Annotated in this window: 11 protein-coding genes; 3 read left to right on the top strand and 8 right to left on the bottom strand. The window is 69.8% G+C overall.

The genetic code is table 11. The features are described from left to right. Positions 1–3 precede the first annotated feature (3 nt). On the bottom strand, positions 4–1,770 hold the full coding sequence (gene arc / locus ABZ840_RS30520) for a proteasome ATPase (RefSeq protein WP_361564862.1): 1,767 nt from the start codon (positions 1,768–1,770) through the stop codon (positions 4–6). A 252-nt stretch (positions 1,771–2,022) separates the two neighbouring features. Between arc and ABZ840_RS30515 the strand changes: the two genes are divergently transcribed. After that, a complete protein-coding gene (locus ABZ840_RS30515; protein ID WP_030252045.1) occupies positions 2,023–2,316 on the top strand; it encodes a ferredoxin in 294 nt (97 codons plus the stop codon). 207 nt (positions 2,317–2,523) lie between these two features. On the opposite strand, the gene ABZ840_RS30510 is transcribed toward ABZ840_RS30515, so the two are convergent. The 3 genes from ABZ840_RS30510 to ABZ840_RS30500 all read right to left on the bottom strand — a co-directional run bounded on the left by ABZ840_RS30510 (position 2,524) and on the right by ABZ840_RS30500 (position 6,375). Next, positions 2,524–3,129: a hypothetical protein gene (locus ABZ840_RS30510; protein ID WP_361564858.1), complete on the bottom strand. Its 606-nt coding sequence runs from the start codon at positions 3,127–3,129 to the stop codon at positions 2,524–2,526. 373 nt (positions 3,130–3,502) lie between these two features. Continuing rightward, a complete protein-coding gene (locus tag ABZ840_RS30505; protein ID WP_361564855.1) occupies positions 3,503–4,522 on the bottom strand; it encodes a tRNA (adenine-N1)-methyltransferase in 1,020 nt (339 codons plus the stop codon). 395 nt (positions 4,523–4,917) lie between these two features. Further along, on the bottom strand, positions 4,918–6,375 hold the full coding sequence (locus ABZ840_RS30500) for a site-2 protease family protein (protein ID WP_361564852.1): 1,458 nt from the start codon (positions 6,373–6,375) through the stop codon (positions 4,918–4,920). A 148-nt stretch (positions 6,376–6,523) separates the two neighbouring features. On the opposite strand from ABZ840_RS30500, the gene ABZ840_RS30495 reads away from it, so the two are divergent. Continuing rightward, positions 6,524–7,474 carry a RecB family exonuclease gene (locus ABZ840_RS30495; protein ID WP_361564850.1) on the top strand — a complete coding sequence of 317 codons (951 nt, stop codon included), beginning with the start codon at positions 6,524–6,526 and terminating at the stop codon, positions 7,472–7,474. After that, positions 7,471–8,142 (top strand): response regulator transcription factor, encoded by a 672-nt coding sequence (locus ABZ840_RS30490; RefSeq protein WP_361564847.1) that lies wholly within the window; start codon positions 7,471–7,473, stop codon positions 8,140–8,142. The genes ABZ840_RS30495 and ABZ840_RS30490 overlap by 4 nt, the downstream gene beginning before the upstream one ends. A 124-nt stretch (positions 8,143–8,266) precedes the next feature. Here the strand turns inward: ABZ840_RS30490 and ABZ840_RS30485 are convergent, their stop codons facing one another. The 4 genes from ABZ840_RS30485 to ABZ840_RS30470 all read right to left on the bottom strand — a co-directional run. Beyond that, positions 8,267–9,853, bottom strand: coding sequence for an ABC transporter substrate-binding protein (locus tag ABZ840_RS30485; protein WP_361564844.1), 1,587 nt, complete (start codon positions 9,851–9,853; stop codon positions 8,267–8,269). A gap of 130 nt (positions 9,854–9,983) precedes the next feature. Further along, positions 9,984–11,591 carry an ABC transporter substrate-binding protein gene (locus tag ABZ840_RS30480; protein WP_361564842.1) on the bottom strand — a complete coding sequence of 536 codons (1,608 nt, stop codon included), beginning with the start codon at positions 11,589–11,591 and terminating at the stop codon, positions 9,984–9,986. Between the two features lie 375 nt (positions 11,592–11,966). Next, positions 11,967–12,668, bottom strand: coding sequence for an HAD family phosphatase (locus ABZ840_RS30475; RefSeq protein WP_361564839.1), 702 nt, complete (start codon positions 12,666–12,668; stop codon positions 11,967–11,969). 182 nt (positions 12,669–12,850) lie between these two features. Further along, the coding region (locus ABZ840_RS30470) for a vitamin B12 dependent-methionine synthase activation domain-containing protein (RefSeq protein WP_361564836.1) at positions 12,851–13,252 on the bottom strand (402 nt) is incomplete at its 5' end.

Below are 13,252 nucleotides of genomic sequence, written 5' to 3'. Positions count from 1 at the left end.
GTGTTACAGGTACTGACCGGTGTTCGCCACCGTGTCGATCGAGCGGCCGGTGTCCGCGCCTTGCTTGCCGGTGACGAGGGTGCGGATGTAGACGATCCGCTCGCCCTTCTTGCCGGAGATGCGGGCCCAGTCGTCGGGGTTGGTGGTGTTCGGGAGGTCCTCGTTCTCCTTGAATTCGTCCACGCACGCCTGGAGCAGGTGGGCGACCCGGAGGCCCTTCTGGTTCTGTTCGAGGAAGGCCTTGATGGCCATCTTCTTGGCGCGTCCGACGATGTTTTCGATCATGGCGCCGGAGTTGAAGTCCTTGAAGTACAGGACTTCCTTGTCACCGTTGGCGTAGGTGACCTCCAGGAAGCGGTTCTCCTCGGACTCCGCGTACATCTGCTCGACGACCGACTGGATCATGGCGCTGACCGCGGCCTTCGGCGACCCGCCGTGCTCGGAGAGGTCGTCGGTGTGCAGCGGCAGCCGGTCGGTGAGGTACTTCGAGAAGATGTCCTTGGCGGCCTCGGCGTCCGGACGCTCGATCTTGATCTTCACGTCGAGACGGCCGGGACGCAGGATCGCCGGGTCGATCATGTCCTCACGGTTCGAGGCACCGATGACGATCACATTTTCCAGGCCCTCCACGCCGTCGATCTCGGAGAGCAGCTGCGGGACGATGGTGTTCTCCACGTCCGAGCTGACCCCGGAGCCACGGGTGCGGAAGAGGGAGTCCATCTCGTCGAAGAAGACGATGACGGGCGTGCCCTCGCTGGCCTTCTCCCTGGCCCGCTGGAAGACCAGGCGGATGTGCCGCTCGGTCTCGCCGACGTACTTGTTGAGGAGCTCGGGGCCCTTGATGTTGAGGAAGAAGCTCTTCCCCGCGGGCTTGCCGGTCACCTCGGCGACCTTCTTGGCGAGGGAGTTGGCGACCGCCTTGGCGATGAGTGTCTTGCCGCAGCCGGGCGGGCCGTAGAGCAAGACGCCCTTCGGCGGGCGCAGTTCGTGCTCCTTGAACAGATCGGGGTAGAGATACGGGAGCTCGACGGCGTCCCGGATCAGCTCGATCTGGCCGCCCAGACCGCCGATCTTGGTGTAGTCGATGTCCGGTACCTCTTCGAGGACCAGCTCTTCGACCTCGCTCTTGGGGATGACCTCGTAGACGTAGCCGGAGCGGGGTTCGAGCAGCAGGGCGTCGCCGGGGCGGATGGTGATGTCCAGCAGCGGCTCGGCGAGCCGCACCACCCGTTCCTCGTCGGTGTGCCCGATCACCAGGGCGCGCTCGCCGTCCTCCAGGATCTCCTTGAGGGTGACGATGTCCCCGGCGCGCTCGAACTCCATGGCCTCGACCACGTTGAGCGCTTCATTGAGCATGACCTCCTGGCCACGCCTGAGCTCTTCGAGCTCGACGCTCGGGCTGACATTGACCCGGAGCTTTCGGCCTCCGGTGAAAATGTCGGCCGTGCCGTCCTCGTTCGCCGTCAGGAAGACACCGAAGCCGGCCGGCGGCTGCGCGAGCCGGTCGACTTCCTCCTTGAGCGCGACGATCTGGTCGCGGGCCTCACGGAGAGTATTGGCGAGTCGCTCGTTCTGAGCCGATACGCCGGCCAGGTTTGTCTGCAGCTCGACGATCCGCTCTTCGAGAATCCTCGTGTGACGCGGAGAGTCGGCGAGCTTGCGTCGCAGGACGGCGATCTCCTGCTCGAGATAGGCAACCTGGCCGGCAGGGTCGTCAGACCCCCGCCCCGGCCGGATGCCGCGGTTGATGTCGTCGTCGTGGGCTGCCACGGTCCTCACCTCCTCCAAGGGGAGCTGGACGCTTCCTGACCCTACCTGGGCCGGTGCAGGTTGAAACCCCTAGATCGAAAAGACTGTCGGGGTGTGTCCGATCTTCACCCTTGCGCACGTCCTCACCCTGGGGTGATACCCACCCGACAACATCCGAAAGCGACCGGTTGTATCGTCGACACGGTCAACACCCGTCAGTGCTGGCACTACTTAGTCAACATCGGTTAAACGCACGTAGGAACGGCAGGCGAGATGAGCGCCCAGGAAGAAGCCACCGAGCTCGAGGTCTGGATCGACCAGGACCTGTGCACCGGCGACGGCATCTGTGCGCAGTACGCGCCGGAGGTTTTCGAGCTCGACATCGACGGGCTGGCGTACGTGAAGAGCGCCGACGACGAGCTGCTCCAGGACAAGGGAGCCACCACTCCGGTACCGCTGCCGCTGCTCAACGACGTGCGGGACTCCGCGAAGGAGTGCCCCGGCGACTGCATCCACGTGCGCCGGGTGTCGGACAAGGCCGAGGTCTACGGCCCGGACGCGGAGTAGCCGGCGGGCGACGGGCCGCGGCCGCCGGGCGGGACGGGACGGCGGCCGTCGGTGACGTCACGTGACGGCCGGCCGGAGGAAGGGCCCGCGCCGTACGACCGGAACAAGGGCCCGTACGGCCGGAACAAGGGCCCGCGTCGGCGGTCGGACGCTCACAGGGAGTGGCCGGAAATCGTACGGTGGGGCGCCTCGCGGGGTGGGCCGGGGTCAGATGCCGCGGGAAGCGGGGAGTTCGCTTCCGGCGCTGGACGTTTCGCTCTGGACGAACTTGCCGTTCTGCCACCGCCACTTGGTGCCCTTGTGAATGTCGGGGCAGCAGCGCGGCACATCGGTGCTGGAGTACCCCAGGAGCGTGGCGCTCACGGCCCCTCCCGAGAGCGTGAGGTCCTGCACGCTGAACTTGTCCGCGGGGTCGACGAGGGTCGCCACCACGCGCGGCGCGGCCCCTTCGACGGACGGCGCGGCAAGGACGTACACACCGCTGGGCGGCGTGCCCATCTCGGCCTTGCAGCGCACCACCGCGACGGTCTCCTGTCCGCCGTCGCCGTCGAGGTCCCCCGAGACCTTGTCGGTCACCTGGACCGGATTGGGCCCGCAGTCGAGCGGGTAGTGCGCAGACCGGGCGTCCGGGGCGGTGGCCGCGGGGGCGGGGCGGCCGTCGGCCGAGGTCGCGGCGGAGGCGGTCGGGACCGTGCCGGCAGGCTGGACGAGGGAGGCCAGGGCGACCACGCCCGCGACGGCGGTCGCGGTGGCGAGCCACTGCATGAAGGTCGTGCTGGTGTGCGGAAGGTCCGGGCCTGCCAAGGACTGCACGCGGAATAACTCCTGGGAAGAGCTGTGGCGGTGGGGGTTGCCCGGCATCGTTCCACACGATGCCCTGCCACGGAACCAACAAGTCCGGACCAAGAAGAAAACTTGAAGAACTCGGTCCTTGCCCTGGGAACGCGGCTGCCCCACGCGGGGTTCCCGAACGGCGAAAAACACACCGGAACCGGCCATGCGGACGCCCGGCGCCCGTGGTTCGGCCGTGCTTCTGCTCGAGGCCCGGTCCGCGGCTCGGCCCCTGCCCCCGAAACGCGTCGGCGCCGCCGGTGGCTCCCTGTCGGGAACTCACGGGCGGCGCCGTGCGGTTCGGTACGTGGCGGCGAGCCGTACGGAGTCGGCTCTCGCGGTGAGCCGTACGGGGTCAGCTCTCGGCGGAGTCCTCGCGGCTCTCCGCGCCGGCGTCCGCCTGCGGGGGCGCTTCCTGACCGGCCTGCTCGCGCTCCTTCTTCTCGCGCAGCTTCTGGGCCGGGCTCTTGTGCTCCTGCGCGGGCGCGGACTGGCCACCGGGGCCGGTGTAGTCCTCGCCGTACGCGCCCTTGGCGGGCCGGCGGCGGCGCAGCGGCGGCTCCACGCCGTCCGCGAGGCGGCGGGCGGTGAGCAGGAAGCCGGTGTGGCCGATCATGCGGTGGTCGGGGCGGACGGCCAGGCCCTCGACGTGCCAGGTGCGGACCATGGTCTCCCAGGCCGACGGCTCGTTGAAGGTGCCGTGCTCGCGGATGGCCTCGACGGTGCGGGCCATCTGCGTCGTGGTGGCGACGTACGCGCAGAGGATGCCGCCGGGGACGAGCGCCTTGGAGACGGCGTCCAGGCACTCCCAGGGGGCGAGCATGTCCAGGATGACCCGGTCGACCTCGGTGTCGGAGAGGTTGTCCTGGAGGTCACCGACCGTGAGCGTCCACGCGGGGTGCGGGCCCCCGAAGTAGCGCTCGACGTTCTGGGTGGCGATCTCGGCGAAGTCGGCGCGCCGCTCGTAGCTGTGCAGCATGCCCTGGTCGCCGATGGCGCGCAGCAGGAAGCTGCTGAGCGAGCCGGATCCCACTCCCGCCTCGACGACGCGGGCGCCGGGGAAGATGTCGGCCATCGCCAGGATCTGCCCCGCGTCCTTGGGGTAGACCACGGCGGCACCGCGGGGCATGGACAGGACGTAGTCGGGGAGCAGGGGGCGCAGCGCGAGGTAGGCGACGTTCCCGGTGGTACGGACAACACTGCCCTCGGGAGCGCCGATCAGCTCGTCGTGGGGGAAGGCTCCCTTGTGGGTGTGGAAGCTCTTCCCCGCTTCGAGCGTGAACGTGTAGTGGCGACCCTTGGGATCGGTGAGCTGGACCTGGTCCCCGACCTTGAAGGGCCCGCGACGGCGGGCGGCACCGGTCGGTTCGGACATGTGACCAGCCTACCGGGCGTGCGGAGCACTCCGTACCAGGGCCGCGCGACGGCCGGGCGCGGCGCATACGGGGCGGAGGGGGCCGGCGCAGCCGGGACATTCGGACGCGGCGCCTACGTGGCGGGTCGAACACCCCTGTCCCCCCGGCTGGGGGTTACCCAGCAGCAAGCCGCGGGAACCCTGGGCCGGAGGCTGCCCGGCGCGGGAGCTGCCGGGCGCGGCGCATACGGGACGGGGGGCCGGCGCAGCCGGGGGCATTCGGGCGCGGCGCCTACAGGGCGGGTCGAACACCCCCGTCCCCCCGGCTGGGGGTTACCCGGGAGGGGCGGGCCGGAATCGCGGTCGGCCTCTGCGGGAATCGTGATCGGCACTCCTTCGGCGCTCCTCCGGCGCTCTCAGGAAGGCCGGGCCATCGCCGCCACGAAGGCCTTTTCGACGTCGGCGGCGGAGAGGACGCCGTAGATCTCGCCGGTGTCCTCCACGACCAGGTACTCGGTGGCCGGGGTGGTGCGGAGGTGGTCCAGGAGGTCCTCGCCGGCCAGCTCGGCCGGGACCCGCATGCCCTCCTTCAGCTCCTGCGCGAGGCCGCTGACCGCGACCCAGGGGCGGCGATGCTCGGGGACGGCGACGATCGACGCCTCTCGGACGACGGCGGTGGGCACGCCGTGCCCGTCCACGACGACCAGGGCGCGGGCGCCCGCTTCGTTGGCGCGGCGCAGCGCTTCGGAGAGCGGCAGGCTCGGCTCCACGGGGACGGCGCGCCGGGTGAGCGTACGGGCCCGGAGGTCGGGAAGGTGTGCCCGGAGCCGGGCCATGCGCAGGCTGTTGCCGGCACCGGTCCAGATGATCGCGGCGAGGATCGCGGCGAGCAGGGCGTCCGTGAGGGAGTCGACGCCGCCGATCTCGGGGCGTTCGTTGCCCAGCGCCCCGGTGTGGGTGAGCAGCGGCAGTCCGATGAGCACGGCGACGGCGAGCGCGCGGCCGACCCAGGCGGCGGCGACGGTGCCGGTCATCGGCTTGCCGGTGACGGCCCAGACGACGGCGCGGAGCATCCGGCCGCCGTCGAGCGGGAGGCCGGGGAGCAGGTTGAAGATCGCCACGATGAGGTTGGAGATCATCAGTCCGGCGATCAGGACGCCGGGGACCGTGCCGGGTTCGACGAGGTACATCGCGCCGTAGAAGACGCCGGCGAGCACGAGAGAGAGCAGCGGGCCGACGAAGGCGAGGACGAACTCCCGGCCGGGGGTCTCGGACTCCTTCTCGATCTCCGAGACACCGCCGAAGAACTGGAGCTGGATGCGGCGTACGGGGAGCTTGAACCGGAGCGCGGCGACGGTGTGCGCCAGCTCGTGCACCAGGACGGACGCGTAGAAGGCGACGGCGAAGAAGAGGGAGACCAGGTAGCGGGCGGCGCCCAGCTCGGGCAGCACCCGCTCCAGCTGGCCGCCGAAGACCCAGGTGATGAGGGCGGCGACCAGGAACCAGCTGGGGGCGACGTACACGGGCACGCCGAAGGGCTTGCCCATGAGGATGCCGCCGCCGGGACCGCGGCGTCCGTTGGCGGCGCCGTCGACGGACCCGGGCGTGACGGCGGGCCGGCCACCGGTCGGCGGGGGCGTCACCTTCTCGGGCAGGTCCTCACCACGTACGTCCTCGCCACGTACGTCCTTCTCGGGCACGCCCCCGCCGCGTACGTCCTTCTCGGGCACGTCCTCGCCACGCACGTCCTTGCCGGTCTCCGCTCCCCCGTCCCGCGGTCCGTCGTCGGCGGTTGCCGGTACGTCGGCGGTTTCCGGTGCGGCGGCGGACTCCTGGGCGTCCTGCGGGCCCTGCGGCTTCCCGCTCTCGTCCACGGTGTCCCCTCGTCGGTGTGCGGCCTTCGCCCTGACCGGCCTGTCCGGTTCGGTACCACGCTCTCAGTACCACGATCATGCAGGGCGAAGCGGTCCGCGTCGATGGTATGCGGAATGCTGTCGGTGGCGGGCCGTAGGGTCTATGGCTATGGACACGAGCACCGAGAAGGCCGTACGGGCAGCGCCGGCCGCGGCGCGCCCGGTGGCGCTGTCGCCCTCCCGCGCGAGCGATTTCATGCAGTGCCCGCTGCTGTACCGCTTCCGGGTGATCGACAAGCTGCCGGAGAAGCCCAGCGAGGCGGCCACCCGGGGCACGGTGGTGCACGCGGTCCTGGAGCGGCTCTTCGACGCGCCGGCGGCGGAGCGTACGGCGCCGAGCGCGCGGGCCATGGTGCCGGGCGAGTGGGCGAAGCTCCTGGAGAAGCGTCCGGAGCTCGCGGAGCTGTTCGCCGACGATCCGGAGGGCGAGCGGCTGGCGCGCTGGCTGACGGACGCCGAGGCGCTGGTGGAGCGGTGGTTCTCGCTGGAGGATCCGACGCGGCTGGAGCCGGCCGACCGTGAGCTGTACGTGGAGACGGTGCTGGAGTCGGGGCTGCGGCTGCGCGGCTTCATCGACCGGGTGGACGTGGCGCCGACGGGCGAGGTGCGCCTGGTGGACTACAAGACCGGCAAGGCCCCCCGCCCGGAGTACAGCGACGGCCCGCTGTTCCAGATGAAGTTCTACGCGCTGGTGCTGTGGCGGCTGCGCGGGCTGGTGCCGCGCCGGCTGCAGCTGGTCTACCTGGGCAGTGGCGACGTGCTGACGTACGACCCGTCCGAGGCGGATCTGCGGGGCGTGGAGCGCAAGCTGCTGGCGCTGTGGGACGCGATCCAGCGGGCGACGGATTCGGGTGACTGGCGGCCGCGGCCGACGAAGCTGTGCAACTGGTGCGATCACCAGGCGGTGTGTCCGGAGTTCGGGGGCACTCCCCCGCCGTATCCGCTGGCGCCGGGCGCGCCGGCCGCCGACAGGACGTTGCCGGTGATCCCGGCGCCGCAGTCCGGGGACGCCGCGGCAGGGCAGAATGGGGCCGCAGGCCAATCGAAGGAGAGTTCGTGACTATCCGCGTCCTGCTGGTCGACGACCAGCCGCTGCTGCGTACCGGCTTCCGGATGATCCTGGAGGCGGAGCAGGACATCGCGGTCGTCGGCGAGGCCGGTGACGGCATGCAGGCGCTGGATCAGGTGCGGGCGCTCCAGCCCGATGTGGTGCTGATGGACATCCGTATGCCGCGGATGGACGGCGTGGAGGCGACCCGCCGGATCACCGGTCCGGCGAAGGACGGCCCGGCGAAGGTCCTGGTGCTGACCACGTTCGATCTGGACGAGTACGTGGTGGAGGCGCTGCGGGCGGGGGCGAGCGGCTTCCTGCTGAAGGACGCGCCGGCGAACGAGCTGGTGCAGGCGATCCGGGTGGTGGCGGCAGGTGAGGCGATGCTCGCGCCGAGCATCACGCGCCGGCTGCTGGACAAGTACGCCACGCATCTGCCGTCGGGCGAGGAGCCGGTGCCGGACACGCTCGGCACGCTGACCGAGCGTGAGGTGGAGGTGCTGAAGCTGGTCGCGCGCGGCCTGTCGAACGCGGAGATCGCGGCGGACCTGTTCGTCAGCGAGACGACGGTGAAGACGCACGTGGGGCATGTGCTGACGAAGCTGGGCCTGCGGGACCGGGTGCAGGCGGCGGTGTACGCGTACGAGAGCGGGCTGGTGCGTCCCGGCGCGCAGTGAGGCCGTCCGCTCCGGCAGCGCTCGGGGCGGCAGTCGGCACGAAGGCCCGGCGCGGGAGAACCGCGCCGGGCCTTTCGCTGTGCGTGTCGCTAGGCGAGTCGCTGTGCGAGGTCGGGGACCGCGCTCACTCCTCCGAGCTCTTGCTGATCTCCCAGAAGCGGAAGACGGTCGAGGAGTCCAGGGTCCATTCCAGGCCGGAGACGGTGTCCCGGGCCACGGCGTACTGCTTGCCCTGCCAGAGCGGGATCACCGGCAGCTCGTCGGCGACGATCTGCTGCACCTCGCGGTAGTCCTTCTTGGCGGCGCCGCGGTCGGGCTCGGCCGCGGTCCTGGGGAGCAGGCCGCGGGAGATGCGCCCGGAGTCGTAGCCGTTGTTCAGGACGTTGCCCTTGCCGAAGAACGGCTGGGTGAAGTTGTCGGGGTCCGGGTAGTCGGGGACCCAGCCCTTGACGTACACGGGGTACTTCCCGGCAGCCACGCCCTTCTCGTACTCCTCGAACGGCACGCTCTTGACCTTGGCGTCGAAGAGGCCGCTGGAGTTGAGCTGCTGCGCGATCTCCTGGAGGGCCGCGTCGGTGTCGGGGCCGTAGCGGGTGGGGGTGGACCAGAGGGTGAGCTTCGCCTTGCCCTGGATGCCGGCGCCGCGGAGCGCGGACTCGGCCTTGTCGCGCTGCGGGCGGGACCCGTAGGTGTCGAAGAAGGAGGTGCTGTGGCCGGTGATGCCGGCGGGCACGATGGAGAACAGCGGCTCGACGGTGCGCTGGTAGACGTCACGGACGAGGGCGGCGCGGTCGATGGTGTACGCCATGGCCTTGCGGACGCCGAGCTTGCCGGCGACCGGGTCCTTGGTGTTGAGGACCAGGTTCATGGTCTCGGCGCTGTCGCCCTCGACGACCTGGGTGCGGCCGCTGTCGACGGCCTGGTCGAGGTCGGCGATGTCCTTGTTGGCGAGGCCACGGTAGGCGAGGTCGACCTTGCCGTCCTGCACGGCGTGCTTCAGCGTCGTCTGGGAGTCGTAGAACTTCATGGTCATGCCGGAGTTCTTGACCTTGGCCGGCCCCTTGTAGGAGGGGTTGACCGAGAAGACGGCCTGCTTGGTGCCGTAGCTGTCGAGCTTGTAGACGCCGGAGCCGACGGCCTTGCCGTCGGTGCGGAGCTTGTCGGCCGGGTATTCCTTGCGGTCGACGATGGAGCCGGCGCCGGAGGCGATCTTCATGGGGAAGGTCGCGTCGGGCGTCTTGAGGTGGAAGACCACGGTCTTGTCGTCGGGCGTCTGGATCTCGTCCAGGCCGGCGAGCATGACGGCGGGGCCGTTCTTGTCGTTGATCCGCAGGGTGCGGTCGAAGGAGTGCTTCACGTCCTTGGACGTGAGGGCGTCCCCGTTGCTGAACTCCAGCCCGTCCTTCAGGGTGCAGCGGTAGACCTTGCTGCTGTTGTCGGTGAAGGTGCAGCTCTTGGCGGCTTCCGGCTGGGGGGTGGTGCTGCCCTTGGGGAAGCTGATCAGGGACTGGAAGACATTGTTGAACAGGAGCCAGGAGCCCGGGTCGTAGCCGGCCGCCGGGTCGATCGACTGGATCGTGTCCGTCATGCCCATGACCACAGGTTCGCCGACCCCGGCACCCTCGTCGTCGCCCGAGCCGCACCCGGCAAGCAGGGCTGCGGCCAGCCCCGCACACAAGGGGGCGGCGAGCAGCTGGTCACGTTTCCTCACGTGCGCGTTCCTCACAGTTGGTGTCGCGGTTGCCTGCCGACGAGGCCGCCGGCCGATGAGAGCGAGGGGCTCGCTCTGCGGGCGGGCCGGCCGGCGCCCTGGCGGGTGCCGGCCGGCCGTTGCTCCGGCGTCAGTCGGCGACGCCGCGGCCCAATTCCCAGATCTGCAGCGCGGAGGAGGAGTTCAGTGCCCACTCCACGCCGGTGATGTCATCACGCGCGGCGACGTACTGCTTGCCCTGCCACAGCGGGAGGACGGGGACGTCGTCGGCCACGATGTTCTGCGCCTGCTTGAAGCTGCCCGCCGCGGCGTTGCGGTCCGCCTGCTGACGGGTGGCCGGGATCAGCTGGTCCTCGATCTCGCGGTTGCGGTACGGGGAGCCGAGGAAGTTGCCCTTGCCGATGAAGGGCGCGAGGTAGTTGTCGGCGTCCGGGATGTCGGCGTACCAGCCCATGCCCCAGACCGGGTACTTGCCCTTGCCGGAGTCCTCGCGGAACGTCTGCCAGCTGCCCACGCCCTTGAGGCTCACGTCGAACACACCGCCCTTGTTCAGCTGCTGCCGCAGCTCCTCGAACTCGTCCTTCGTGGTCGAGCCGTAGTGGTTCTCGGTGTAGGCGAGGGTGATCTTCACCGGCGTGCGGATGCCGGCGCTCCGCAGGATGCGCTTGGCCTCGGCCGGGTCGGCGTTGCCGTACTTGCTGAAGAAGGAGTTGATGTGGCCGGTGAGGCCGGTCGGCACCAGGGAGTACAGCGGGTCGCCGGTGTGCGCGTACACGTCGCGGACCAGCGCGGGGCGGTCGACCAGCTGGGCCATGGCCTGGCGTACCGCCTTGTTGCGTACGACGGGCGCGTCCGTGTTGAAGGCGAGGTAGCGGATCTCCTGGCCGGGCATCTCCTGGAGCACGACGTGGGAGTCCCGGGCGTTCTGCAGGCCCTCGATCTGATGCGGCGACAGGGTGCGGTTCATCAGGTCGATGTCGCCCTTGCGCAGCGCCTTCTCCATGTCCTCCGAGTCGTCGAAGAACCGCATCTCGACCTCGTCGTTCTGCGGCTCGATGCCCCCCTTGTACTCGGGGTTGCGGGTGAAGACGGCCTTGGTGACGCGGTTGCCGCTGTGCTCGGCCTTGAGCTGGTACGGGCCGGAGCCGACCAGGTCGAAGCCCTTGTAGAGGGCGTTGCGCGGGTAGACCTTGTGGTCGACGATCGCGGCGGCGGGGGTGGCGAGCTTCTGCGGGAAGGTGGCGTCGGGCTTCTTGAGATGGAAGACCACCTCGTGCCGGCCGGAGGTCTCCACGGTGTCGATGTTGTTCATCAGCGTCACCGGACCGTTGGTGTTGTTGATGCGCAGCATCCGGTCGACGGAGAACTTCACGTCGGCGGCGGTCAGCGAGTCGCCGTTGGAGAACGTCAGGCCGTCGCGGAGGGTGCAGCGGTACTGCTCGTTCCGGGTGTCGCGGAAGCCGCAGGAGCGGGCCGCCTCGGGGACCGGCTCGGTGCCGGTGCGGGGCAGCCGCATCAGGGTCTGGTAGGTGCCGCGCAGGACGTTCCAGGCGCCGACGTCGTACGTCTGGACGGGGTCGAAGGGGGCCGGGGCAGCCTTGGACGCCTCGATGGTGTCGGTGGTACCGACGACGATCGCCTTACCGTCCCCACCTGCACTGTCGCCGCTTCCGCAGGCTGCCAGTACGGGGGCGAGCAGACCGGCCAGGGCCGGCAGCACCAAGGTCTTGCGATTCATCGTCGGCGGGTTCCTTATCAGGCGCAGAGGTGTTGCTCGCGTCGACATTAGTAGGAACGGTCAGCGGGTCCGTGACACAGCAGAGTTGAGCGCATATCACGCCGGGATAACACTCCCGGGGTGACCGATATCCGGACACTGGAACGATTCGTACGCCGCTTCATCAATCCGGACACTTACCCCCGCCCAACCCCTTCGCGCACCCCCTTGGAACAACGTTTCCCCCGACTGTCGAGAGGCAGTGGCGTGATAAACGTCACGGATCCCAATGCAACCGGCGGCATGGGAATTCAGTGGCTGCATTAGTCACGGAAAATGAGCACTCCGCTCCTCAGCGTCCCTTCGCCCTTTCCTCCGACGACGCTCAGTACCGGCTCATCGCTTTTCCGTGATGAGGGACCGCAGAAAAGGCAGATCGACCTCTTCCAGGGAGCCCACGACGGTCCGCGTGGGGGTCGGCTCGATCGGCAGCAGCGACGGCACGGCGACCACCCGGCAGCCGGCCGCCTCGGCCGACGTCACGCCGGTCACGGTGTCCTCCACCACCGCGCACCGCGCCGGGTCCACGCCGAGCCGGGCCGCGGCGGTCAGGTACGGGTCGGGGTGCGGCTTCGTGCGGGCGAGGTCGTCGCCGGCGAGGGTGAGGTGGAAGTGCTCCGCGCCCAGCGATTCGAGCATGCGGTCGATGATGTCGCGGTGCGAGGCGGAGACCAGCGCGGTCGGCACCTGGTGCGCCGCCAGCTCCGCCAGCAGCCTGCGGGCGCCGGGCATGAGCGGCACGCCACGGGCGATCCGGGCGGCGAAACGGGCGTTGAGCAGCACGGTCAGCTCGGCGAGCGCGATCGTGGCGCCGGTGGCCTGGATGAGGTACGAGGCACTGCGGCTCATCGGCCCGCCGACCACGACCTGGCGGTGCGCCTCGTCCAGGACGTACCCCAGGTCGGCGAAGACCTCTGCCTCCACCTCCCACCAGAAGTTCTCGGTGTCGACGAGAGTGCCGTCCAGATCGAGAAAGACGGCCTGGAGGGTGGAGCCTTCGGCCGTTCGGGTGCCGACGGCGGGGATGCTGCTGGTCATCCGTACACCTCCGTTGCAGGGGTCCCCGGAGGGACAAAAGGGCCGGCCGCCTTCCCGCGGGGAAAGACGACCGGCCGCTACCGGACCGATAAGTGTACGACTGTGCCGGTCCGTACGCTTCGGTCCCCGACCGGAGGCCCGGCTTCGGGCCTCCGGAGGGACGACAAACGCGCTACCGCGCGTTATCGCGCGTTGAAGTACTTCGCCTCCGGGTGGTGGATGACGATGGCGTCCGTGGACTGCTCCGGGTGGAGCTGGAACTCCTCGGAGAGCTGGACGCCGATCCGCTCCGGCTGGAGCAGGTCCGCGATCTTCGCGCGGTCCTCCAGGTCGGGGCAGGCGCCGTACCCGAGGGAGAAGCGCGCACCGCGGTACTTCAGCGCGAACATGTCCTCCATCTCGGCCGGGTCCTCGCCCTGGAAGCCCAGCTCGGCGCGGACGCGCGCGTGCCAGTACTCGGCGAGGGCCTCGGCGAGCTGGACGGAGAGGCCGTGCAGCTCCAGGTAGTCGCGGTAGGAGTCGGCCGCGAACAGCTTGGCCGTCTCCTCGCCGATCTTCGAGCCGACGGTGACGACCTGGAGGCC

The sequence above is a fragment of the Streptomyces sp. NPDC047117 genome (genome assembly GCF_040643545.1).
Classification (GTDB): Bacteria; Actinomycetota; Actinomycetes; order Streptomycetales; family Streptomycetaceae; genus Streptomyces.
This window is presented reverse-complemented; position numbering and strand designations above follow the sequence as displayed.